The following is a 22606-nucleotide window of genomic DNA, read 5'->3' on the forward strand; positions in this document are numbered from 1 at the left end:
AATACAAAAAGCAGCACCTGCTATTGCATGGGCTGCTCTTCCGATAGATCAATAATGGATCGAAACTTATCCATCATGTTCTTTATTTTATTCGTCTTTAGCAAACTTTACCTTTACTTCTCTATACCAGCTTCTTGCGAATGTAGCCAGAGATCAGATCAATGATCGTGATCATTACGATAATACCCAGCAAGATAATCCCTACTCGCGGCCAGTTCCGAGTACTGAGTGCAAAGATCAGCGGTGTACCGATCCCTCCTGCCCCGATAACCCCCAGAATGGTTGCGGAACGCACATTAATCTCGAACCTATACAACGTGTAGTTAAGGAATCCAGGCAAAACCTGTGGCAGTACAGCAAACCACAGCTGCTGCATGCGAGTCGCCCCAGAAGCGAGCAACGCTTCAGAAGGACCATAATCAATATTTTCCACTTCATCAGCGAACAGTTTACCAAGCATCCCGATGGAATGCAGCCCAAGGGCGAGTACACCCGCGAAGGAACCCGGACCCACCGCCTTGATGAACAGCAAAGCCATAATAATCTCCGGGAACGTACGGATAAAGCTGAGCACCATTTTGCCCGTACCCGATACAGGACGGAAGCTGCTCATATTTCGGGCAGACCAGAACGCAAACGGGATACACAGTACAGCGGAAATGACGGTACCCAGCACCGAGATCGCCAGTGTATCCAGCAATCCTCGCAGCAAATCTTCACCCTCAGGCAGATAAACAAAGTCCCAATCCGGGGAGAAAATCCCGGCGACAATTGCCTTCATGATCTGACCAGCCGTTTCCTTCAAACCGGTAAACGGTACACCGGCAAGTGCCCAAGCGTACACAAGTATAAGCAAGATTACAATGACCCAGCGAAGCGGGTTCTTCCGTGGTTTGCGCCGGATTACGCTTGTTTCATTTTTCATCATAACAATTTCTCCCGCAGCTTAGTACTTACATAATCAATGATCAGAACAATGACAAGGGTAAACAGAATGATTACACTCGTTTTGTCATATTCCAGGAATCCAAGTGTTGCTTCATAATACAGTCCGATGCCCCCAGCTCCAACCAATCCGAGAATCGCAGCGGCACGTACATTAATCTCAAAGGCATACAGTACATAGGAAGTAAACTGGGCGGCCAGTTGTGGCACCACGCCATAAACAATCAGTTGAATCCGGTTCATGCCGACAGCCGTCATCGCTTCGAGCGGTCCCTGATCAATCGTTTCCAGCGTTTCGTAGGTCAGCTTGGAAATCAGTCCCACCGAGAAGACGGCGAGTGCCAATATACCAGGAATCGGTCCCAGTCCAAACACAGCAACGAACAGTGCCGCAAGTAGCAGGTCAGGCACGGTACGGATCAGGTTCAGCACAAAGCGGGCTGGATAATAGATCCAACGGCTAGGCATTAAGTTGCCTGCACAGATAATCGAGACCGGAATTGCGATGATCGCACCAATCGTTGTACCGATCAGAGCCATACGGATCGTCTCCAGCATGCCCTGAATGATGTTGTCAAAGTAAGTCCACCGCGGCGGGAACATCTCACGCAGCAGATCCAGCATGTTGGGTAAACCTTCAAACAGCTCACTGAAGCTGGCATCGGTCTGTCTGGCACTTGCCCACAAAAGCAACAGAATGATCACTAGCGTGAGCAGATGTTTGGTACGCCCTGGTGGTTTGGGACGGTGGACAGCCGAGCCTGAACCTGTTCCAGGACGCTTTCCCTTTCCTGATTCGTTCTGCAATGATCCATCTATCGATACGTTTACGGGTTGCTTCATACCAGAACTTCTCCCCGCTGTTCCTGTACAGCCTGTTTATCCAGCAGCTCGTCTGCCAGAATAGGTCTGCCATAAATTTCTGCAAAACGCTCATCCGTTGCTTCGGATACCGGACCATCAAACACCACTTCGCCAGCACGCAATCCAACAATACGGGTCGCATACTCTCTGGCTAGGTCGATAAAGTGAAGGTTCACGATCGTTGTAATGCCAAGATCCTGGTTGATGCGTTTCAGATCATCCATTACCTGCTTCGTTGTTAGTGGATCGAGTGAAGCGACAGGCTCGTCTGCCAGAATGATTTTGGCTTCCTGTGCAAGTACTCGCGCTATGGCCACACGTTGCTGTTGCCCACCGGACAGCTGATCAGCACGGGAATAGGCTTTTTCTGCGATATTTACCCGTTCCAGTGCTCCAAATGCGAGTTCTGTATCTTCTTTGGGAAAACGGCCCAGAATGGTACGCATCGTGGAATGATATCCCACGCGTCCAGCAAGCACGTTACGAAGCACACTGGAACGTTTCACAAGATTGAAGCTCTGGAAGATCATACCGATATCCCGGCGAATCATGCGAAGTGACTTGCCATGAGCTTTCGTGATCGACTTGCCATTGATCAAAATCTCACCGTCACTGATATCATGAAGTCGGTTAATGGAACGCAGAAGCGTCGATTTTCCCGCACCAGACAAACCAACTACGGCAATGAATTCCCCTTGTTTAAATTTCAGATTAATATTATTCAGGCCCTTGGTGCCGTTAGCATATGTTTTCGTTACGTTGTGAAGCTCAATCATGGCTGTAATCCTTCTTTCATTAATATGGTATTTCGCAGGGTCACGCTGTAATGGGACAAGCCAGCGCAGCGTGTATCACGCTGAACTGGCCTGCCCGCTGAACCGATGAAGTTATCCAATGAAAAGATAATCAATGCAATACAATGCGATCAATCCATTACGATATTTCTTGAACAGAGAACTACTCGGTTTTTACTTTCTCCCCGTACTCACGAACGATATCAAACTTGCTGTCATCAGACTCTACATAACCTTCGTGTGTGTAGATTTCTTTGATAATTTCGTGACCTTGTGGATCTTTACCGATGTCGATGAATGCTTGTTTGATCTTCGCTGTCCAATCTGCATTCATGTCTGTACGTACTGTGATGGTATCGTTAGGAATCGGCTCAGTGAACGCCAGTACACGCGTATCTTCAAATACAGTCGGGTAGTCTTTCACTACAGTGTTACGAGCATCCTGGAAAATCGCTGCGGCATCAACGTCGCCGTTCAGCACTGCCAGCACACCTTGGTCATGGCCTTTAACCGTGATTGCCTGTACATCTTTCAAAGGATTAATGCCTCTGTCGAGCAACAGGGCTGCCGGCCATACATAACCTGCAGAAGAAGTTACGTTCTGGTAAGCGATTTTTTTGCCTTTCAGATCCTCAACGGATTGGATCGGCGAGTCTTTTTTCACAATAATCATGGATTTATACGAATCTGCCAGTTCCTCAGTTGGAGCGCCAGTCTCATCATTTACACCAAAACGTTGTGCCTGAAGAATAACTTCAGCTGCGCCTTTTTCTTTGGCAAGTACATAAGCCGTCGGAGGCAGGAAACCTACGTCCACTTTATTGGAAGCCATTGCTTCAATAATTGTGTTGTAGTCTGTGGATACGCTGACCTTCACCGGGATACCCAATTTGTCACCCAGCAGCTTCTCGAGCGGTTTTGCTTTGGCTTCGAGTGTATCTGCATTTTGTGATGGAACGAATTGTACAGTCAGCTCAGTCGGCACATAACCTTCAGCGGCTTTGTCTGTCTCTGCCGTGTCAGTACTGGATGAATTCGAGCTCGTATCAGCCCCGTTAGCCGAACCTGTTGTACTACTGTTAGACCCACAAGCACTTAGAAACAGAACCAAAATCAACAATGGTAAAAATAAAGCAGACTTCTTCAAGCGAACACCCTCCAAAGAGTTTCTATTTTTCATTACTTGTCTACTATAGTCGTCAATTATTTGCGCGATGTGAAACGAAATTTGGAGTTTTGTAAAGTTTCCTGTCAGGCTGTCAGAGCGGCTTTGATCTGTTAGAATAGCCTCATTACGGTTGATAATCCAAGTAGAAATGGTGATTCCCTTGTACTCTGCCGCTAGAATGACCTGTGATTTGATATGTTTAAACTTATATATTTAGAGGAGATTGTAAAATGACATCCATAACAACTACGGCAAACTTCGACATCATGGTAACCAGTGACCTTCATGGGGCCATTCGTCCCATACATTACAACACCAATGCCTATCGTCCAGCCGGACTTGCTTTGCTTGCTTCGCTGATCCGGCGTGAACGGGATCGTTCACCCGAACTGCTGCTCGTGGATAACGGTGATCTGTTGCAAGGCTCTCCTTTGGCCTCATATGCTGCTTCCTTTGTTTCGAATCACGAAGTGCATCCCTTCATTAATGTTCTGAATGAACTGGGCTATGATGCTGCCGTAATGGGCAACCATGAATTCAACTACGGCCAGGACTTGCTGCGTAAAGCAATTGAAGATTCCCATTTCCCTTGGCTATCCGCAAATATTGTTAATGAAGGAAAGCCTGACGAAGAGGTACTACACACTGCACCTACTGGAGCAGCCATTCCCGCTTTCGGTCCTCCCTATCTGATCAAAACCTTGTCTTCAGGCGTTAAAATTGCTTTGCTGGGCGCAACGACGCACTATATTCCGAATTGGGAGCATCCGAAAAACATAGAAGGTTTACAGTTCCTTGATGCTATGGAGACTATTCGTGCATGGGTTGGCTATATTCGTGAACATGAACAGCCGGATGTGCTCGTGGTCAGTTATCATGGTGGTTTTGAGAGTGATCTGGAGACAGGCGAACCTGCTGAGCGGTTAACCGGGGAAAATCAGGCGTACGCGATCTGCCGTGACATTGAAGGGATTGACGTTCTGCTTACCGGACATCAACACCGTCAGCTTACCGCTGAAATACATGGTGTGACCGTGGTTCAGCCTGGATTTAGTGGGAACGGTGTAGGTCATGTATCCACCCAGTTGGACCGGTTATCGAATGGAAAGTGGCAGATTGCCGGAAAACAGGCTCGCTTGTTGCTCTTGGATGAAAATAGTGATGTACAGCCCGATGCGGCTGTTATGAAACTGACGGATGAGTTGGAAGCAAAAGCACAGGCATGGCTGGACCAGCCGATTGGCGAGGTGGCCGGAGACTTATCCATCACCGATCCTGCCGCATTGCGGCTTGCGGCGCATCCCTTTATTGCTTTTGTACATCAGGTGCAGATGGAAGCAACGGGAGCACAAATATCGAATACCGCATTACTCAGTGAAGAGGCCCGCGGTTTCGGTTCCCTCATTAACGTTCGGGATGTGCTGTCTAACTTTATCTATCCTAATACACTGACGGTGCTGGAGCTTCGTGGTCAGGACATTCGGGATGCATTAGAACAAACGGCGCGTTACTTTGAAGTGGAGACATCAGGCGAAGTTGTCGTTAATCCTGCTTACATGCAGCCGAAACCACAGCATTATAATTACGACATGTGGGCGGGCGTCGAATATGAGCTGGATATCTCCAAACCTGTGGGAAGTCGTGTGGTGAAGCTGGAACGTGAGGGCATACCTGTTGCTATGGACGCGACGTACTCTGTAGTGATGAACAGTTATCGCGCAGCAGGTGGCGGTGATTATGCGATGTATCCAGGCAAAAAGGTACTTCATGAAGGCGCCACGGATATGGCGGCACTGGTGGAGGATTATATTCGCAGACATCAACCACTAACAGTGGAGCAGGCGAATAACTGGCGGGTTGTTGGTCGTACTGAGTAATTACTCTAATTGAAAGAGTAAAATCATTACCACAAGATCATAAAATTAATTTTCTCATCGTACGCCTCCCAAATTATGTATAATTATAGTTAATCAACAGAAATTCGGGAGGTGTACGAATGAGCTTTATATGGTCTGCAACTATAATTCAATTCGTTTTTATTATAGGCATTATATCTCTAGTTTACTTTTTGATTACTATGAATAATAAGATCAAGAGAATTAATAGTAGACTTGCCGAAATTGAACGCGCAATGAATAACGAAAGTTTAAAAGAATATAAATAAATTCATAAATCCTCTCTTTTCAAAGACCGTACTACTTCAGAAATGCAAAGAGCAGAACCTGCATCACAGGTTCTGCTCTTTCTATTATAATGAAACCAATGCCCCCCGCTCATCCGCCGAGCGCATCTCCGCTTCAATTAACTCAAGTGTACCTGTTGCACTTTCCGGTGTACATACAGATACAGGCGTACCTGCTTGAACAGATTGGATAAAATATTTGAGTTGGTGGTAATATCCCGAGTCGGGTGACAGCTCAGCGACGAAACCGGGAGCATCGTTCGGATTTACTTTCAGCTCACCATTCTCAAAGACCAGATTGCCCTGCTCCAAATTAACGCGATAGGTCATCGAGAAACCGTAGTCTCCCCCCAGCGTCCAGTCAGCTTGGGCATTCAGTACTTTTCCGTCAGGGTATACATAATTGGTCGACACGGTATCATAGCCGCTTCCCGGAATGACGTTGCGAGCCAGCGTGGATACTTGATCCGGTTTGCCAAACACCCAGTGAATAATATCCGCATCATGGATGTGCATATCTAATATGCAGCCACCGCTTTTCTCCCCATCCAAAAACCACTCTTGAGGCAAACCTGAACCCCTGAAGAAATAACCTGCGTTGACCGCTCCATAACGCCCGTCTTCTACTACGGATTTCAGATACGCATAGGCTGGCCAGAAGCGTAAACATTGACCAATCATCAGTGTTTTCCCGGTCGCTTTGGCCGTCTGTGCCATCTTCCAGCCTTCCGCCGAATGGCGTGCAACCGGCTTCTCACACAGCACATGGATGCCTTTCTCCAGCAAGGAACAAGTTAGTTCAGCATGCAGTGGCGTAGGCAGCGTAATATCAATGATATCCAGTTCTTCTTGCTCCAGCATCGCGTCGATGTTGTCGTACAAACGATAAGGTGTGAGATCATATACCTCTTGCTCTGTCGCCATATTGCCGGCTGCTTTACCGTTCTTCAGTTCCTCTATTCTCAGATCGCAGATGGCTACCAATTCCACGGGTTCCCCTTCTGAGGCAAGGCGTACATAGTTATCAAAATGCATACGTCCCATAAACCCAAATCCGATCAATCCCACTTTCAACATGTTTTTACCTCCCACAAAAAATAGATTATATATCGTATAAACGTTGTTATCTGTACTTACTCCTAAGAACGTCCAAGAATGGCATCCATCGCTTTGGATGTATTGAATATGATCTGCTTCGAATGATGAGTGTATGGCGGAATCATCTCGGCAGTCACGTAGTTGTCGTAACCAATGGCCTGTAATGCCTGCATCACCGCCGGATAATTCACATCTCCAGCCAGCAGATCCACAAATCCATGAAGCCCTCCCGCTTGACGCCGGTAATCCTTGAAGTGCACTTTCTTGATACGGTGACCAAGAATGCGAACCCACTGCTCTGGGTAACCATTCTGCACCACATTGCCCACATCGAAATACGAACCTATATAATCTGAGCTAAAAGAATCAATAAAGGTACGCAGCTCTAGCGGTGACACCAAGAATTTGTTCCATACGTTCTCAATACCAATCGATACTCCGGCACTTTTCGCATACGGCAGCAGATGCGCAAGGGCTTCTTGCGCTCGTTCGTAAGCAACTTCATAATCCGTTACTTCGCTGTCTGGAATAAAGTCCACACCCACCGCACCTGGAATGACCAGAATGGTATCCACACCAAATGCCGCGGCAAGCTCCAGCTGTTTTTTACACACATCCAGTGCTTTCGTACGGATCTCTGGACGAGCGCTCGTCATCGGGTAATCCCAGTACAATCCGGTTGCAAGTCCCGCGATTCCGAGTTCGGCCTCTTCGAGACGTCCCTGAATATCACGAACCTCCTGATCTGTGGCAGACAGACTCAGCTCGCCTTCTCCATTAAGCGAAAGTTCAATCCCCTCAAAGCCAGCTTGCTTCGCCGTCTGAATACAATCCGCAATAGAGGCATCTCCTGGAAACGACCATATGTTAATCCCTTTTTCCATCCGAATACCCTCCTTCAAAATATGAATACCTGTTCTTCAGCATCGCATCGCTATCCTAATTGAAAATGACCAAATCGGGCAGGCAAATGAAAGTTTACAGCCCCCGTGGGCTGCCATGCCTGATACTCCCGATCTCCCTGCATATTCTCATCAATGCGGTAAACATTGACCCTCCAGCATACGCCTTTAGTCAGGGGCGACTTGAAGTTACTCGCTGGAATATGGATCAAATACACCCGATGGCCCTGACGATCCACTTCTACAGCCGTTTGCAACCCCTCCAGCTGCCAGGTTACATCTGCCTTCAATTCGGAACCTTCGCTGTTATTGTGAATGAGTGCATCAAATATTACGTTGTGCGGACTGACCTCCAGTTCGATATAATTCCTGCCATCGCCCTGTTCATCGATGAACAGTTCAACCACATCCTGCTCATACAATGGCTGATCCCTTTCCGTGAAATCAGATACAACGTGATCATCCTGGCATATAAAGCGAATATGCAAATATTCGGGACTCCAGCCAAAACGGACTTCTGTGGATTGATGAGGTGGCCTGCCTGTTACCGTGTCCACCAGCTCCACTGGAACACATCGTTCCCAATCCGCAGTCGAGGGGAATCCACTCTGTGCAACTGACCTGAGTGATTCGCAGCAATAACTCGTGCTCCGTTCCACAGGGAGAGAGCGCATCTGAATCCTCTCCTTTTTTAGCTTAATCCGTGATGTTGTCTCTCTCGTAAGAACATGTGATAATACATATATTATAAATATTTTACGTAATCATTTATTTAGGAGATAAAGAGATTATTTGCACAATTCCGTTCAGTTTTAATTAAATCTGTTTGTGCCAATCTCATTGAAAAAGGAGATGGAATTTATGTCTCTCCAGCAAGCGGTATATCCTCTGCAACGAACCGTCACTTACAAGGACTGGTCTCCAAACGTGCATTATGCTCAGTTCCAGAGCCTTCCTCCCGGCAAGCTGGCAAAGCGGCGTTTGTATGATTTTGAACTTCTGTACGTCTCTCAAGGTGAAGCTGCAACTTATATGAAGGATAAACACCATATTTTGAAGGCAGGTCAGCTAATCTTGCTATCTGCCGGTGTCTATCATCAGAATGAGGTGGTTTCCAGCCCGGAAGCACGTTTCATTGGCATTCATTTTGATTTCTTCAACGAATTGACCATTCAGACCGAGGCAGATATGGTTGTTAACGAAGAGACTGTTCTGCACCACAAATTCGCAGTGGAGGCGTGCGCAGAGGGCATGACGCCGCTATCTATTAACCCGGTGTATACCCCTTCTCCAGCTGCCGTGCAGCTTATGGAGCAATTGGTACATGAATTTACGATGCGCCCACCGGGATATGAACTGGTGTGCAAAGCCTTGATGCTGCAAATATTGACCCATCTGCTGCGTTCATCATGGCGAAGTTCGTCACGCCATGATTCGGTACACGGAGATAAGCTGCTCGAAATCATGAAACGTATAGAGGCCGCCCCTTCCGACCCGTGGACCAATTCGAGTATCGCCAAACAATTGAACCTGAGTGTGGATCACATGGCCAAATTGTTCAAACAGGTTGCGGGCATGCCTCCCAACGAATATATTCAATCCATACGCCTAAGCCAGGCACGCAAACTGCTGCGGGAAACGGATTATTCCATTGAGGCTGTGGGTGTGCAAAGCGGTTACCCAGATATTCATTATTTCAGCCGCATGTTCCGCAAATATGAAGGCATTTCACCCAGGGAATACCGGAAGTTGTCCAAAATGTTATAAAAAAAGAGCAGCCTGCAAAATTTCCAGTCTGCTCCATGCTTTTTGAAATAACGTTAAGACATCTGGTTCATTTCCCCATGTCAAACCATAACCTTTAATTCAGCCTATATAGGTAATTTCCGCTCAATATCATTCTCTCTACTTATATTGTACCGTTATTTATATGTTTTTTATAGACTGTTTTTTTGGCGATTCCTACACTATACTGCTTAATACAAATCTAAAAAAAGAGGTGCATCAGTATGGATGACCAAAAAAATGTCTTAGATAATGGACCCTTTTTTCATGGTACTAAAGCAGAACTGAACATTGGAGATTTATTAGAACCGCAATACTTATCCAATTACCAAGATAAAAAATCTAACCATATTTACTTTACGGGAACATTAAATGCTGCCAAGTGGGGTGCTGAATTAGCCAAAACGAATGCCAAAGAAAGAATCTACATTGTAGAACCATTAGGAGATTTTGAAAATGATCCTAACTTGACTGATAAAAAATTTCCCGGCAACCCAACACGCTCATACAGATCTAAATCACCTCTAAAAATAGTAGCTGAATTAGCTTTATGGGAGAGACACTCCGATGAAGAGATAAATCATATGCTTACATCTTTAAAAAAATTAAGTGAAGAAGGGAAAAATGTGATCTACGATTAATTTTCAACCAAAAAGTTCCCTCCGCCCAAAACTGGACAAGGGAACTCTTTGGTTGAAAGCTACTCTATTTTGCCATTGGAAGACTGGCGGAATATGCAGCGGTACGGGACGATCATTTTGACAGCCACTTCATATGGATGATCCAGATAATCGAGCAGCTGTTTAACCGCGAACATACCCATCTCCAGCTTGGGTACATGAATGGTCGACAACGGGGGAGAGGTGAATTCGGATATTTCAATATTATCTACCCCAAAAAAGGCGATATCCTCCGGAATGCGGAGCCCTTGTTCGGTTGCAGCACGCATGGCCGCAATTGCCATCATATCACTGGCTGCAAAGATGGCTGTAGGTCTGTTCGCATTGTTGGTAAATGCCTGCTTGGTCAATTCATAACTCAGAGAAACATCCCATTTCACATCGATCACCCAATCATGATCAATAGGTAATCCCGCATCCGTCATGGCACGCCGGTAACCAAGAAATCGTTTTTCCTCCAGAAAATCATTCTTGAATTCTGCTCCGCCAATGTAAGCAATGATCCGATGACCTTGGGCAATCAGATGATTCGTTGCCTCCCTCGCAGCCTCTTCACGATCATAACCGACGACCGGAATGTCGGGGTCCGTAATATCCACACCCACAACAGTCCTTACATTGGTCTTAAGCCAGCGATAGGCTTCCGGATCAATCCGTTCCACCACAATCATGCCATCAATCTGATGTTCCTTCACCAGAGACTGCAACTGAACAATATCCCCATCGTTTTCGATGCTATACACAAATTCCAGGCGCATGCCTGCTTCAGCAAGCTGCTTCTCAATCCCTTCCATAATGACTGAAAAATAAGGACTGTTGTATTTATTTTGGGGAATAGCCACCACACAGCCGATCGCATATGCCGTTTTGGGCTGGACCTTCTTCTTCTTGGCCGGACGCTGTGAACGATAGCCCAGTTCCTCAGCGGTGTCCCATATTTTTTTGCGGGTTTCATCGCTGACTGATCGATTGACATCGTTCTTCATCACACGTGAAACGGTAGAGATCGATACACCAACGCGGTCTGCAATATCCTTCAATTTTGCCATGTGAAGTCCCCCACCTTTCCTCAACCTATGTATTTAAACCCCATTCGTATTGGGGCAATTTCATCTCTGCAAACACAAATTTGCGGCAAATATAATTCTATATTTCTACTGGACAGAAGTCAATGAAATGGTGCACAGGCACAGTCTTTTATAAAATAATAGCGGCAGTCAGGGAGCTTGCTGTCCCCCATAACTGCCGCGATTTTAATTCTTTTTAAGAAAACGTATGAAGCATTGCCACCTCTTTATCTGCTTATTGCATCTTGGAGGCCAAATCCTTAAGCGCTGCGTTCAGATCACCATCTCCGGCAAGTGGAAGTTTGAGTGATTGCTCACCATACGTCCAGACCAGATCGGTTTTCTTGGTTGTAAAGGGAGATACAATGCCATACTGCTGCGCATCCAGGAAGATTTTATTATCTTCACCTACAGTGGCAATATAAGCATCCGCTGCGGCCTTGTTCGCGGGAATCGAGTATCCCTGCTTCGCCAGTTCTGTCTGTCCTTCCGGACCTGCTAGCCAAGCCAACAGCTTGTAAGCTGCCTCTTCATACTTTGTATTGGAGCTGATGGCAAGACCTGCTGGCTGAACAACGGTTTGGTTGGTTTTGAATTTCGGCAGATAGGAGATACCGTAATCCACGCCCGCCTCCTGGTAGTTGGTTGTATTCCAGCTGCCACCCGGATTCATCGCTACTTTGGATGTAGTGATCGCAAGATTCACCTGTCCACCTAAACCTTCAATCTGTGCAGGTGTGGTGTTAATCTTTTTGTTTTTGGTCATATCGATAAAATAGTTTAGCACTTCCATCGCTTCAGGTGTCTCAAGCGCAAGGGAACCATCGTCATTCACCAGCTTCGCTCCGTTGGACCACAGCTCTGGCTCCAGAAACCAATCCATCGTTGATCCCGGTGAAATGGACAAGCCCCACTGCACAATGTTTCCGGCATCAAAACCCGCTTCGTCTGCGCTTTTCCCGTTCTTATCCAGCGTCAGCTTGGTTGCAATGTCGGTAATTTCATCCCAAGTTGGCTCAAGCGATGGAACGGGAGCTTTATGAGGGTTCGTGGCTTCATTCTCAAAGATCGCTTTGTTGTAATACCATACGATGACGTTGGCATCGATAGGCAAGGATACTTGTTTGCCCTGATATTGGTGAAGACCGAGCAGACTTTTGTCCACATTGTTCAGATCAAACTGATTTTCCGCGAGCAAGCCGTCCAATTCCTTGAAAATGCCCAGCTCGGCGTATTTCTCCACGTATGCATAACTCGTTTTGAACACGTCCGGAAGTGTGCCCCCTGCTGCATTCGCTGTCAGTCCGTCCCAGTAGCTGCCCCAATCCTTGCCTTCGAGTTTGACCTTAATATCGGTATTGGCCTTCATGAACTGATCCAACAGTTCCTGTGTACGATGAAGCTCTTCTGCCGTCCCCCACTGGGAGTATGTGATTGTTACAGGTTCACTCTGGCTGCCGCCGGAACCAGAAGAGTCGGCGTTTTCGGACGATCCCCCGTTTCCACATCCACTGATCACCACCATTGTAGCAAGTACAAGTGCCCAAACATTGAATAGCCGTTTACTCTTCGCTCTCATATACACAGCTCCCCTTTAAGTCATATCAATAAGTCCTGTTCACCTGAAAACCGGAAAGCAGGCAGCCACTCTACCCTTTGGTGCCCGTAAGCACCACCCCCTCGACGATATAACGTTGTGCAAACAGATACAGCAGACCGATAGGTACAATACTGATAAATGCACCCGCAGCGAGCGCCGGTAAATCCTGGCTCGTCTGACCAATCAGCAGCTGCAAGCCCACACTCAGCGTGAACATTTCTGGGTTTTTGATATACAGGAACGGCCCCAGAAAATCGAGCCAAGAGTTCACAAAGGCAAAAATAATGGTCGTCATAATAATCGGTTTGGACAGCGGCATAATGACTCGTGCATATACCGTCCAGCGATTGCCGCCGTCCAGATATGTAGCCTCGTCCAGCTCCTGGGGAATGGTCATGAAAAACTGTCGGAACAGGAAGATATAATAGGCGCCTCCGAGCCAGGCTGGCACAATGAGAGGCAACCAGGTATCAATCCAGTTCAGTTTGGAAAAAAGAACGTACGAGGGAATCATCATAATGGATGGAGGGATCATTAAGGTAACAAGTACAACCGGGAACAGAATATTCCGATACTTGGTTGCAAAACGGGAGAAACCATAAGCGACAAGTGAACTGGACACCACCGCTCCCGCCGCAACAAAAAAGGAAATGATAAATGAGTTCTGAATCCACTGCCACATCATCGGCTGCACAGCGAACAACCGTTCAAAGGCTTCCAGACTGAATGTGTCTGGCAGGATGGTTGGAGGTACCTTGTAGGTTTCCGCTTTGGTTTTCAGCATGGTCGAGAGCATCCATACAAGAGGCCCTGCGAACAGCATTAATGCTACAATCAGCATGGTATATTGGGACGCTTTTACCGCTATTTTTCGGCTGTTCATGTAACTCTCCTCCTATCGTTCTCCCTCGTAATACACAAAGCGGTTTGATACTTTCATCAGGATCAGGGTGACAAGCGAGATCACGGCGAACAGGAAAATCGACTGCGTCATCGCCATGCTGAATTTCAGATCGGTAAAGGCCGACTTGTAAATATTGTAGACAAACGTATAAGCAGAGTAGTTCGGACCACCCTTAGATAGCAGCAGCGCTTCCGTAAACATCTGAAAGTTATACATCGTCTGAATAATGATGACAAACAGGATGGAAGGACTGATCATCGGCAGTGTAATCTGGAAAAATCGGCGAATCCCGCTTGCACCGTCAATGGCAGCAGCTTCATACAAATGTCTGGGTACATTTTTCAGTGCAGCCAGGAAGATCAGAACCCCACTGCCCGAGATCCAGACTTGAAGCATGATGATGACCGGCTTGATCGTATGCTCCCCGCCAATCCAGTCCACTTTGCCTATACCCAGCGCGCCAAGTCCGGCGTTCAGGATGCCGAATTCGGAGTTGAACACCAGCCGCCAGATAATAACTGTTGCCACAATGGGCACTAGGGTCGGTAAATAGAAGAAAGTGCGGAACAAGGCAATACCTTTGACATTGAAATTAAGCAGCATCGCCAGAGCCAGCATACCTGCCGTTACGATCGGAACACCGAATACAACGAAATACATCGTGTTCATCAAGCTTTTCAAGAAGATGGGATCATCCATCATGTGCGTAAAATTATCAATGCCGACAAAGTTGAAGTTGGTCGCTCCCGGAAGTCTCGCATCCGTAAAGGCGTAGAAAACCGAAGTCCCAAAAGGAAATAGGAAAAAGGTGATAAATCCGATAATCCAAGGCAAAATGAAGAGAAAAAACAGCAGTGTGTCATATTTCCTCAACCTGTTCATGATGACACCCCTCAGCCTGAAATTTCTTCTAAATAGACGTACCGTTCTTCCAAAATGGATTTCTCTGCCGCCAGGGCAATAAGCAACGCGTTACGACCAACCTGCGCACTAGCAAAAGGCTTTCTGCCTTCCTTTACACATTTCAGAAAATCAATGCGTTGGGTCTGTCCACCCGTGTGTCCACCCATAATGGAATCCGAGGTCACATCAATCTCCAGATGGTCCTTCGTCCAGTCCTGCCCGCCAACGATGTCAATCGTCTTGTCATTACGGGCAACCATCTGGCCACCGTTCTCTCCGATCAGGCCAATCTCAAGCCCTTCTCCCATCAGATTGCGCGGTTTCAAATACATGCACAAGCCCAGATTGGCCTTACTACCGTTATCATAATCAATGGTGATAAATGCATGGTCGACGATGGAGGTATCCGAAATTTCTTTCGTCGGATAGTGACTGTATGAATTCTGAATCCGATTGGGCTCTCCTTGCTTCATGACATGCTGGCCTCCAGAGGCAAACACGCGGACAGGCTTCGCCTGGATCATCCAGTTGAAAATATCGAAGTGATGACAATCCTTCTCTACAATCGCTCCCCCAGACTTGGTCTTGTCATAGAACCAATCCGCAGGCGGGAACGGGTCACGGAATTCCTTGCACCACATCAATTTCACGTCACCAAGACGTCCGTTCTCCAATTCCTTCTCCATTCGGCGATACAGATTCGAATATCGATAAACCAATCCGATCTGCAATACCCGTCCCGAGGCTTCCGCCGCTTCTATAATGGCATCACAGTCCTCAATGGTATGGGCAACCGGTTTCTCCAGAAATACATGCTTACCAGCTTCCAGAAAAGCGACTGCCACTTCGCGATGCAAATAGTTCGGAACACTGATAACCACCGCATCCAAATCTTCCTTAGCAAGCAGTTCACGATAATCGCTAACTATGGTGGGGTTGCTATTCTTGAGTTCAGCCAGCGTACGTGCCACATTGGCTTCATTCATATCACAGATATAACGAACCTCACTCTCCTCGAGCAAATCAAAACCAATGCAATGATGTGACCCCATGTCTCCTACACCGATAAAAGCCATTTTTATCTTCCCCATGCTTACACTCTCCGTTGCTCGTAAATTTGCGGCAAATGCCATGAAGCCAATTCGATGTTAATAAATCTAACAGGACTGTGACTATGTAACGATAGTAAAATAGTTTTTATTCCTTGTCAATTGATTTTGGCTAAATTTTAAATAATTTTGCGGCAACATATTTGCGCTGTATTTTATATACTACTAAACAGTATAACTCTTTATTCATCATAAATTAAGCGTTTACATTTTTGTTGTATTATCATATACTTTAATTTGAATTCATTTTTATTTGCGGCAAATATTTTATTCCAGTTATGAATACTCATGTTCAAAATTCAATGAAACACGCCTATTCTCAATAGAAAACACAATAAATCCTGGAAAAATATCTATTGAATCTCCTGTATTCATCCCCTATAATGCAATTTAGACACGGAATCCAAGAACCAAAAACACATTTTATATTTGCCGCAAACCAAATTCACACCTTTTTAGTTGTTTATTCCCCGATTACTACCATGACTCTTACATAAAACGTTACTATTCCGCTACTTCATGTGGATCAGAAAGGAGTTGAGCTCTCCTAACTCTCCTCTCATAACGAAATTCGGGGTGGGCAGAACGAGTCATCATTCAAAATCCATTATTCAGGAGGTATACCATGACAAGATTATTTGATAGAAGCAAGCGGAGCTTTGGATTGTTTTTGGCTTTTGTCCTCATGATTACCCTGCTATTGCCTGCAGCAGCCTTACCCAAAGCCTCTGCTGCAACCATCACCATTGATGGCAATGTCAGCGACTGGAGCAGCGTTAGTGCTCTCACCACCAATAGCGGCACTGCCCAGACGCTCAAAGTAACCAATGATGGAACTAACCTCTATCTGCTTATTCAAGGCTCAGGCCTGAGTACAACGATGGGCAACTTCTGGATCAACACCGATAACAATACTTCAACCGGTTACCAGGCTGCGGGCTGGGGAGTTACAGGTGTGGAGTGGCTGCTTGAAAATACGGGTTTATATCGCTATGGCGGCAGCGGAACCGACTGGGTCTGGAACTTCAACAGCACGTTGACCCGCTCCCAATTCTACCGCAGCTCCACCGTCATTGAGATCGCTATTCCTCTCGCCACTCTGCAAATCAGTGCAGGCAGCACAGTGCGAATCGGGTATATCGACAACAGCTCGGATACATCGAGATTGCCCGCGTCTGGACAAACACTGCCAGCTTACCTTCTGACCTCGGCTGGATCAGGTGGTGGTACGGGGAACAATACCGTGGTGAATCCCGTAGAACTGGACAGCCCACTCAACAATCCATTCAAAGGCTGGGCGCCTTCGGCCAAGAGTACAACTTATGCACAGCCACACAGGCTCGTATATGCAGGAGTGACTTGGAAGGAGCTTGAGTCCACCAAAGGCACATTTGATTTTAGTGCGATTGAAGCCGCCAACAATTTTGCCTACTGGAAAAGTAAAGGCGTCAAAGTGGTGTTCCGCTTCATTCTGGACAGCCCGACAGGACAGGCTCACAGAGATATTCCCGACTGGCTCTACAATGACATGATTGCCCGCGGAGAATCACCTGGAACCGTATATAACGATACAACCGGAGGCATGGGTACTGGGAACAACATGGGCTTCTCTCCCAACTACAACTCCACCTATCTGCAAGAAAGGCACAAATTAGCCATCGAAGCCATTGCGGCAAGATACAACACCAATGATCGTCCGGTCGCCTTTGTCCAGATCGGTTCCCTCGGGCACTGGGGCGAGTTCCATACATGGCCTTATGTCGGACCAAATGGTGAAACCAATTACACAGGCGCTTTCCCTACCAATGACATCTCGAACAAATACGTTCAGCATTATATTGATGCCTTTGCTGGCAAAGAGGACAAAATGCAGGTTCTGATCCGGCGCAGTATCGCCCTCGCCAAAACCAATAATAAAGGCATGGTCATGGGCATGTTCAACGATGTGTTTGGACATAAAGACAGCTTCGATGCGGATTGGGGCTGGTACACAGGCACCCAGAATGGCTATTGGGATGACATTGGTCAACAGCAGCCTGCACATGCGAACTTCTGGGAGACACGTATCTCAGGCGGCGAATTTTACGGGGGAGCTTCCGGCATGCTTGCAGCATTAACTACCGGTAGCGGATTTACGGAAACGTTGCGTCAAACGGAGCTAAGTAAACCAAGCTGGCTGGGACCAAATTCCCCTGCCTCGCTTCCTCTGAATCATGCCTTACAGGCCAATATCGATGCACTCAAGAAACGAATGGGTTACCACTTTGTAGTGAAGGAGATTTCGCATCCATCCACCATTAGCGGAAGCACGTTTACAACAATGATTAAGGTGGAGAATAAAGGCGTACAGCACTTCCCGTTTGCCTGGCCGGTTGAAATTCAACTGCGCAGCGGCAATACCGTGGTCGCTAAGAAAACAACAACCGTTAATCTGACTACGTGGAAAACGGGTACCTTCACCCTGACCGATTCCATTCCGGTCTCCGGTCTTGCTGCCGGAACCTATGATATCGCGATTGCGATCATTGACCCGGAAACGAATAAACCTGGTGTAGACTTTGCCAATACAAATAAATTGACCGACGGCTCGTTCAAACTAAGCAGTGTAACGAAGTAATCTCAAATTACTTCGACTAGTTAAAATGCAAAGAGCAGGAATGGGGGCACTATGCTCTCATTCCTGCTCTTTTTCGAGTGAATCATCATTGCCAACTTACCGAACAACCGTCATTATGATTTTCTCCAATAACTATTGCGCCTTATTCCGCAGCTGACTGTAATACAGTTCGCTGTAGAAGCCACCTTGTTCCAGCAATGCGTCATGCGAACCCTGCTCCAGGAGCTGACCATCCTTCAGTACAAGAATACGATCGGCTTGGCGGATCGTGTTCAGTCTGTGAGCGATAACAAAGCTGGTGCGGCCTTGCATCAGGCGCTGCAACCCTTCCTGGATCTTGATCTCCGTGACGGTATCGATACTGCTGGTCGCCTCGTCCAATACAAGGATGGACGGATCGGCCAGAATTGCCCGGGCAATCGCAAGCAGCTGCTTCTGTCCCTGACTGATGCCACTTCCGTCGGCCTGAAGCACTTTGTCGTATCCGTCCTTCATCCGTATGATGAACGAATGGGCATTCGCCAGCCTTGAAGCAGCTTCCACCTCTTCGTCAGTCGCATCCAGTCGGCCGAAACGGATATTTTCCCGGATCGTACCCTGGAACAGGAATGAATCTTGAAGAACAAATGCCATATGCGAGCGCAAATTCTCGCGCCGAATGGTCGTAATGTCACGTCCATCCACCGTTAGTGTACCGGATGTAGGATCATAGAAGCGGGATAACAGCTGAATCAATGTTGTTTTCCCTGCCCCGGTCGGACCTACAAGAGCAATCATCTCGCCCGGCTTCGCTTCAAAGTTAATTTCATGCAAAATATTGCGTCCTTCATCGTATCCAAAGGATACCTTGTCGAAGCGAACGGCTCCCTCCACCTTTTCGAGAGATACTGCTGCGCCTTCATCCTTCGCTTCCTCATCCTCATCCAGCACCTCGAACACACGCTCTGCCCCGGCAATCGCAGATAGCAACGTATTCCACTGGTTCGCCAGATCGTTGAGCGGCCGGGTAAACTGACGGGCATATTCTACGAAGATGATAATTACGCCGACGGTAACGGAACCTTGGATCGCCAAGATCCCGCCAATGCCTGCAACAATCGCAAAGCTCAGGTTGTTCAGGCCATTCATCAGCTTTGGAATAAAACCGGAGATGGTCTGCGCCCAGAAACCGGACAACCGAATCTTCGTATTTCGTTCCTCAAACCCGCGAATGACCCGCTCCTCCTGAGAGAACGCCTTGATAATCTTCTGTCCAGACAATGTTTCCTCAATGTACCCATTGAGTTCGCCGAGATTACGCTGACGTTGTTTGAACAAGGGCCCGGTTCTGCGCGTAATCCAGCGCATGCCAATAGCCATCAGCGGTACCACGATAAATGTAAGCAAGGTCAGCAGCGGACTTAACCAAAGCATTACGCCAAACGTTCCAATCAGTGTTAACACACTGGAGAAAATCTGGATCGCTGAGCTGTTCAGCGTACCGCTGACATTCTCAATGTCGTTGGTAACCCGGCTCATGATCTCCCCCTGCTGACGCTTGCCGAAGAATGGAATCGGCAGTTTGTGCAGATGGGAGAACAGATCATACCGCATGCGGAATACGGTCTCCTGTGCAATTTCAATCATCCAGATATTTTGAAGCCATGACGACAAGGAGAAGAGAACATAGACTGCCAACAGGCCCAATAAAAATGTCGTCCAGCTGGAACTCGTTGCTTCTCCATCAATGAATTTATCCACAGCTACACCGACCATATAAGGTCCAAGCAAAGCGAGCGCGGAACTGGCAAATACCATCAACAGCACCATCGTCAGCTTGACCTTGCGACGGGCCAGATACGCCCAGATCCGGCCTAACGTACCGGACCAGTTCTTCGCCCGTACCTTCGGCTTACGACCTCCACCTGCCTTCAGCGTCTCGGGATCAATCGGCGGTGGGGGCTGACGGAAAGGTTCAATGAATGCTTTGAACATGTGGTGTACCCTCCCCGTATTGTGATTCATAGATTCGGCGATACAGTTCGGATGAATCCATCAGATCCTCATGTTTCCCCTGTCCAATCAGACGCCCATCGTCCAACAACAGAATCAGATCGGCAGAGGTGGTTGAACTGATCTTCTGCGTGATAATAAACGTAGTACACGATAACTCTTCCAGTGCACCCAGCAGCCTTGCTTCCGTGGCTACATCAAGAGCACTTGTACTGTCATCCAGAATCAAGATGCTTGGACGACGAATCAATGCACGAGCAATCGAGAGCCGCTGCTTCTGTCCACCTGACAGATTAACTCCCCGCTGACCTAGCTGTGTATCGTAGCCATTCGGCAGCTTCTCAATGGTCTCGTGAATCTGGGCACGCCGCGCTGCTTCCTTAATCTCTTCGAGCGTTGCGTCCTCCCGGCCCCAGGCAATGTTATCGCGTACTGATCCGGTAAAGAGGACCACTTCCTGCGGCACATAACCGATAGCTCCGCGCAATGTGGAAATGTCCAACCGTTCTGCATCGTTACCATCTATACGAACCTCGCCTTGATCTTCGGTATAAAGCCTTGGAATGAGCTGTACCAGTGAGGATTTACCAGAGCCTGTCGCTCCCATGATGGCGATACGCTCGCCTCGTTTGGCTGAGAACGTAATGTCTTCCAGCACGGTAATTTCACTGCCTGGATAGCTGAATCCTACACCCTGAAAATCAACTGCACCCTGGATAACAGGATTCCCTTTCATAGCTTGTGCAGAACGATCTGTATTCAATGTTTGTGCTGATTCCGAAACTTCCTCCGTGTCAAAAACTTCGTTAAGCCGCTGTGCCGAAGCACTCGCTCTGGAGAAGGTAACCAGAATCCAGGACAGTGCAGACATGGCGCCAATGGTGCGAAGCAGATAGTTAATAACTGCGACGACTTCACCCACGGTTGCACTTCCGGTAGTGATGTCACGTCGTCCAAACCATAGTACGGCGATGATACAACCATTCATCATGAGCAGCATGAATGGCATCGTCGTCTCCGTCAAGCGCAGCGCGGAGATCGTGCCCTTCATCAGCTTGCCGCTATATCCGGCAAAGCGTTCAATCTCGTGGCCCATCCGGACGAAGACACGGATTAGCCGAATGCCTGTCAGATTTTCCTGGATGACTCCGTTGACGGCATCCAGTCTGCGCTGCACATTGCGGAACAGCAGCGCTGCCTTTTTGATCATCCAGATGACAAACACGAGCAGCACAGGCACCATCACAACGAGCAGCAGACCCAGCTTCGGATTCACCACAACCGCCATAATCATGCTCCCAATCACCACCAGCGGCACACGTGTCATGAATCGCAGACTCATAAACACCGTATCCTGCACCTGTGTAACGTCCCCGGTCAATCGGGTAATCAGGGATGATGTGGCAAAACGGTTAAACACCGCATAAGAGAACGCTTGCACTTTATCATACAGCTTCTCCCGCAGATCGTAACCGAAGCCGAGACTCGCATGTGACGCAAAAAAAGAACTCGCAATACCCGCGACAAACGCCACGACGGCACTGCCCACAAGCACCCCACCCCATAGCCAAACCACTGACAGATCTCCTTGCTGGATACCGTTATCAATGATCTTCGAGATCAAATAGGGTTGAGCCAATTCAACCGTCAATTCAATCAGCATCATGACCAGTGCTGCGATGGCGGCGACTCGATACTTCTTCAAGTAGTACAACAGCTTGATCATAACCATTCCTCCGGCCCAGAGCGTAATCTTCGTGATGATTAGGTATGTTCACGCAGCCAGCTCCATTAGTCTCTTTTCATAACTCTATGTAAAATTTCACGTATCCAATACGCTTATTATATCGCATTTTGAACCTTCAAATCGCTAATATCTTCTTTCCTTCTGATTATTAACCTGAAATAGGCGGTGAGAGAACATGCATCTGCAACAAAAAAACCTGGGCAGACTGCCCAGGTGCGATGATTTTGTTTTCGATTGAAATGTTCCAGT

The 22606-nt window shown here is 47.4% G+C and carries 18 protein-coding genes; 4 read left to right on the forward strand and 14 right to left on the reverse strand.

What is annotated here, in order from left to right; translation table 11 throughout:
• Nucleotides 1–121: 121 nt before the first annotated feature.
• From phnE (A6049_RS17715) to A6049_RS17730, 4 genes are all read right to left on the reverse strand, one after another.
• Nucleotides 122–928, reverse strand: coding sequence for a phosphonate ABC transporter, permease protein PhnE (gene phnE / locus A6049_RS17715; protein ID WP_063565946.1), 807 nt, complete (start codon nt 926–928; stop codon nt 122–124).
• Complete coding sequence (gene phnE, locus A6049_RS17720) at nt 925–1788, reverse strand: phosphonate ABC transporter, permease protein PhnE (RefSeq protein WP_090807798.1); 864 nt, start codon at nt 1786–1788, stop codon at nt 925–927. Before phnE (A6049_RS17720) ends, phnE (A6049_RS17715) begins: the two co-directional genes overlap by 4 nt.
• A complete protein-coding gene (gene phnC, locus A6049_RS17725) occupies nt 1785–2585 on the reverse strand; it encodes a phosphonate ABC transporter ATP-binding protein (protein ID WP_063565947.1) in 801 nt (266 codons plus the stop codon). The genes phnE (A6049_RS17720) and phnC overlap by 4 nt, the downstream gene beginning before the upstream one ends.
• 181 nt (nt 2586–2766) lie before the next feature.
• Complete coding sequence (locus tag A6049_RS17730) at nt 2767–3717, reverse strand: phosphate/phosphite/phosphonate ABC transporter substrate-binding protein (RefSeq protein WP_400347545.1); 951 nt, start codon at nt 3715–3717, stop codon at nt 2767–2769.
• Nucleotides 3718–4001: 284 nt separating this feature from the next.
• Here A6049_RS17730 and A6049_RS17735 point away from each other — a divergent pair, with 284 nt between their 5' ends.
• The gene (locus tag A6049_RS17735; protein ID WP_063565949.1) at nt 4002–5648 is read left to right on the forward strand and encodes a bifunctional metallophosphatase/5'-nucleotidase; all 1647 of its coding nucleotides are present in this window, start codon (nt 4002–4004) and stop codon (nt 5646–5648) included.
• Between the two features lie 371 nt (nt 5649–6019).
• On the opposite strand, the gene A6049_RS17740 is transcribed toward A6049_RS17735, so the two are convergent.
• From A6049_RS17740 to A6049_RS17750, 3 genes are all read right to left on the reverse strand, one after another.
• Nucleotides 6020–7030 carry a Gfo/Idh/MocA family protein gene (locus A6049_RS17740; RefSeq protein ID WP_063565950.1) on the reverse strand — a complete coding sequence of 337 codons (1011 nt, stop codon included), beginning with the start codon at nt 7028–7030 and terminating at the stop codon, nt 6020–6022.
• Between the two features lie 62 nt (nt 7031–7092).
• Nucleotides 7093–7935 (reverse strand): sugar phosphate isomerase/epimerase family protein, encoded by an 843-nt coding sequence (locus A6049_RS17745; RefSeq protein WP_063565951.1) that lies wholly within the window; start codon nt 7933–7935, stop codon nt 7093–7095.
• 50 nt (nt 7936–7985) lie between these two features.
• Complete coding sequence (locus A6049_RS17750) at nt 7986–8627, reverse strand: carbohydrate-binding family 9-like protein (RefSeq protein WP_063565952.1); 642 nt, start codon at nt 8625–8627, stop codon at nt 7986–7988.
• A gap of 187 nt (nt 8628–8814) precedes the next feature.
• Here A6049_RS17750 and A6049_RS17755 point away from each other — a divergent pair, with 187 nt between their 5' ends.
• The gene (locus tag A6049_RS17755) at nt 8815–9720 is read left to right on the forward strand and encodes a helix-turn-helix transcriptional regulator (protein ID WP_063565953.1); all 906 of its coding nucleotides are present in this window, start codon (nt 8815–8817) and stop codon (nt 9718–9720) included.
• Nucleotides 9721–9962: 242 nt separating this feature from the next.
• A complete protein-coding gene (arr, locus tag A6049_RS17760) occupies nt 9963–10379 on the forward strand; it encodes an NAD(+)--rifampin ADP-ribosyltransferase (protein WP_063565954.1) in 417 nt (138 codons plus the stop codon).
• A 59-nt stretch (nt 10380–10438) separates the two neighbouring features.
• Here the strand turns inward: arr and A6049_RS17765 are convergent, their stop codons facing one another.
• The 5 genes from A6049_RS17765 to A6049_RS17785 form a co-directional block, all read right to left on the reverse strand.
• Nucleotides 10439–11467, reverse strand: coding sequence for a LacI family DNA-binding transcriptional regulator (locus tag A6049_RS17765; protein WP_063565955.1), 1029 nt, complete (start codon nt 11465–11467; stop codon nt 10439–10441).
• A 253-nt stretch (nt 11468–11720) separates the two neighbouring features.
• Nucleotides 11721–13064, reverse strand: coding sequence for an ABC transporter substrate-binding protein (locus tag A6049_RS17770; RefSeq protein WP_063565956.1), 1344 nt, complete (start codon nt 13062–13064; stop codon nt 11721–11723).
• Between the two features lie 70 nt (nt 13065–13134).
• A complete protein-coding gene (locus A6049_RS17775) occupies nt 13135–13968 on the reverse strand; it encodes a carbohydrate ABC transporter permease (protein WP_053784043.1) in 834 nt (277 codons plus the stop codon).
• Between the two features lie 12 nt (nt 13969–13980).
• On the reverse strand, nt 13981–14871 hold the full coding sequence (locus A6049_RS17780) for a carbohydrate ABC transporter permease (RefSeq protein WP_063565957.1): 891 nt from the start codon (nt 14869–14871) through the stop codon (nt 13981–13983).
• A gap of 11 nt (nt 14872–14882) precedes the next feature.
• The gene (locus A6049_RS17785) at nt 14883–15983 is read right to left on the reverse strand and encodes a Gfo/Idh/MocA family protein (protein ID WP_063565958.1); all 1101 of its coding nucleotides are present in this window, start codon (nt 15981–15983) and stop codon (nt 14883–14885) included.
• A gap of 643 nt (nt 15984–16626) precedes the next feature.
• Between A6049_RS17785 and A6049_RS17790 the strand changes: the two genes are divergently transcribed.
• A complete protein-coding gene (locus tag A6049_RS17790; RefSeq protein ID WP_063565959.1) occupies nt 16627–18618 on the forward strand; it encodes a DUF4832 domain-containing protein in 1992 nt (663 codons plus the stop codon).
• Nucleotides 18619–18750: 132 nt separating this feature from the next.
• Here A6049_RS17790 and A6049_RS17795 read toward each other — a convergent pair whose 3' ends face one another.
• Both A6049_RS17795 and A6049_RS17800 read right to left on the reverse strand, forming a co-directional pair.
• Entirely contained in the window at nt 18751–20592 is a 1842-nt protein-coding gene (locus tag A6049_RS17795; protein ID WP_063565960.1) for an ABC transporter ATP-binding protein, read from the reverse strand.
• Nucleotides 20573–22336 carry an ABC transporter ATP-binding protein gene (locus A6049_RS17800; protein WP_063565961.1) on the reverse strand — a complete coding sequence of 588 codons (1764 nt, stop codon included), beginning with the start codon at nt 22334–22336 and terminating at the stop codon, nt 20573–20575. Before A6049_RS17800 ends, A6049_RS17795 begins: the two co-directional genes overlap by 20 nt.
• Nucleotides 22337–22606: the final 270 nt, after the last annotated feature.

Origin of the sequence: Paenibacillus sp. O199 (genome assembly GCF_001636635.1) — a bacterium.
In the GTDB taxonomy this organism is placed as follows: Bacteria; Bacillota; Bacilli; order Paenibacillales; family Paenibacillaceae; genus Paenibacillus; species Paenibacillus marchantiae.

What these genes read in the sequence shown, in the direction of transcription:
- phnE (WP_063565946.1), bottom strand. Translation starts at nt 928, where the DNA reads ATGATGAAAAATGAAACAAGCGTAATCCGGCGCAAACCACGGAAGAAC.
- phnE (WP_090807798.1), bottom strand. Translation starts at nt 1,788, where the DNA reads ATGAAGCAACCCGTAAACGTATCGATAGATGGATCATTGCAGAACGAA.
- phnC (WP_063565947.1), bottom strand. Translation starts at nt 2,585, where the DNA reads ATGATTGAGCTTCACAACGTAACGAAAACATATGCTAACGGCACCAAG.
- A6049_RS17735 (WP_063565949.1), top strand. Translation starts at nt 4,002, where the DNA reads ATGACATCCATAACAACTACGGCAAACTTCGACATCATGGTAACCAGT.
- A6049_RS17740 (WP_063565950.1), bottom strand. Translation starts at nt 7,030, where the DNA reads ATGTTGAAAGTGGGATTGATCGGATTTGGGTTTATGGGACGTATGCAT.
- A6049_RS17745 (WP_063565951.1), bottom strand. Translation starts at nt 7,935, where the DNA reads ATGGAAAAAGGGATTAACATATGGTCGTTTCCAGGAGATGCCTCTATT.
- A6049_RS17750 (WP_063565952.1), bottom strand. Translation starts at nt 8,627, where the DNA reads ATGCGCTCTCTCCCTGTGGAACGGAGCACGAGTTATTGCTGCGAATCA.
- A6049_RS17755 (WP_063565953.1), top strand. Translation starts at nt 8,815, where the DNA reads ATGTCTCTCCAGCAAGCGGTATATCCTCTGCAACGAACCGTCACTTAC.
- arr (WP_063565954.1), top strand. Translation starts at nt 9,963, where the DNA reads ATGGATGACCAAAAAAATGTCTTAGATAATGGACCCTTTTTTCATGGT.
- A6049_RS17765 (WP_063565955.1), bottom strand. Translation starts at nt 11,467, where the DNA reads ATGGCAAAATTGAAGGATATTGCAGACCGCGTTGGTGTATCGATCTCT.
- A6049_RS17770 (WP_063565956.1), bottom strand. Translation starts at nt 13,064, where the DNA reads ATGAGAGCGAAGAGTAAACGGCTATTCAATGTTTGGGCACTTGTACTT.
- A6049_RS17775 (WP_053784043.1), bottom strand. Translation starts at nt 13,968, where the DNA reads ATGAACAGCCGAAAAATAGCGGTAAAAGCGTCCCAATATACCATGCTG.
- A6049_RS17780 (WP_063565957.1), bottom strand. Translation starts at nt 14,871, where the DNA reads ATGAACAGGTTGAGGAAATATGACACACTGCTGTTTTTTCTCTTCATT.
- A6049_RS17785 (WP_063565958.1), bottom strand. Translation starts at nt 15,983, where the DNA reads ATGGGGAAGATAAAAATGGCTTTTATCGGTGTAGGAGACATGGGGTCA.
- A6049_RS17790 (WP_063565959.1), top strand. Translation starts at nt 16,627, where the DNA reads ATGACAAGATTATTTGATAGAAGCAAGCGGAGCTTTGGATTGTTTTTG.
- A6049_RS17795 (WP_063565960.1), bottom strand. Translation starts at nt 20,592, where the DNA reads ATGTTCAAAGCATTCATTGAACCTTTCCGTCAGCCCCCACCGCCGATT.
- A6049_RS17800 (WP_063565961.1), bottom strand. Translation starts at nt 22,336, where the DNA reads ATGATCAAGCTGTTGTACTACTTGAAGAAGTATCGAGTCGCCGCCATC.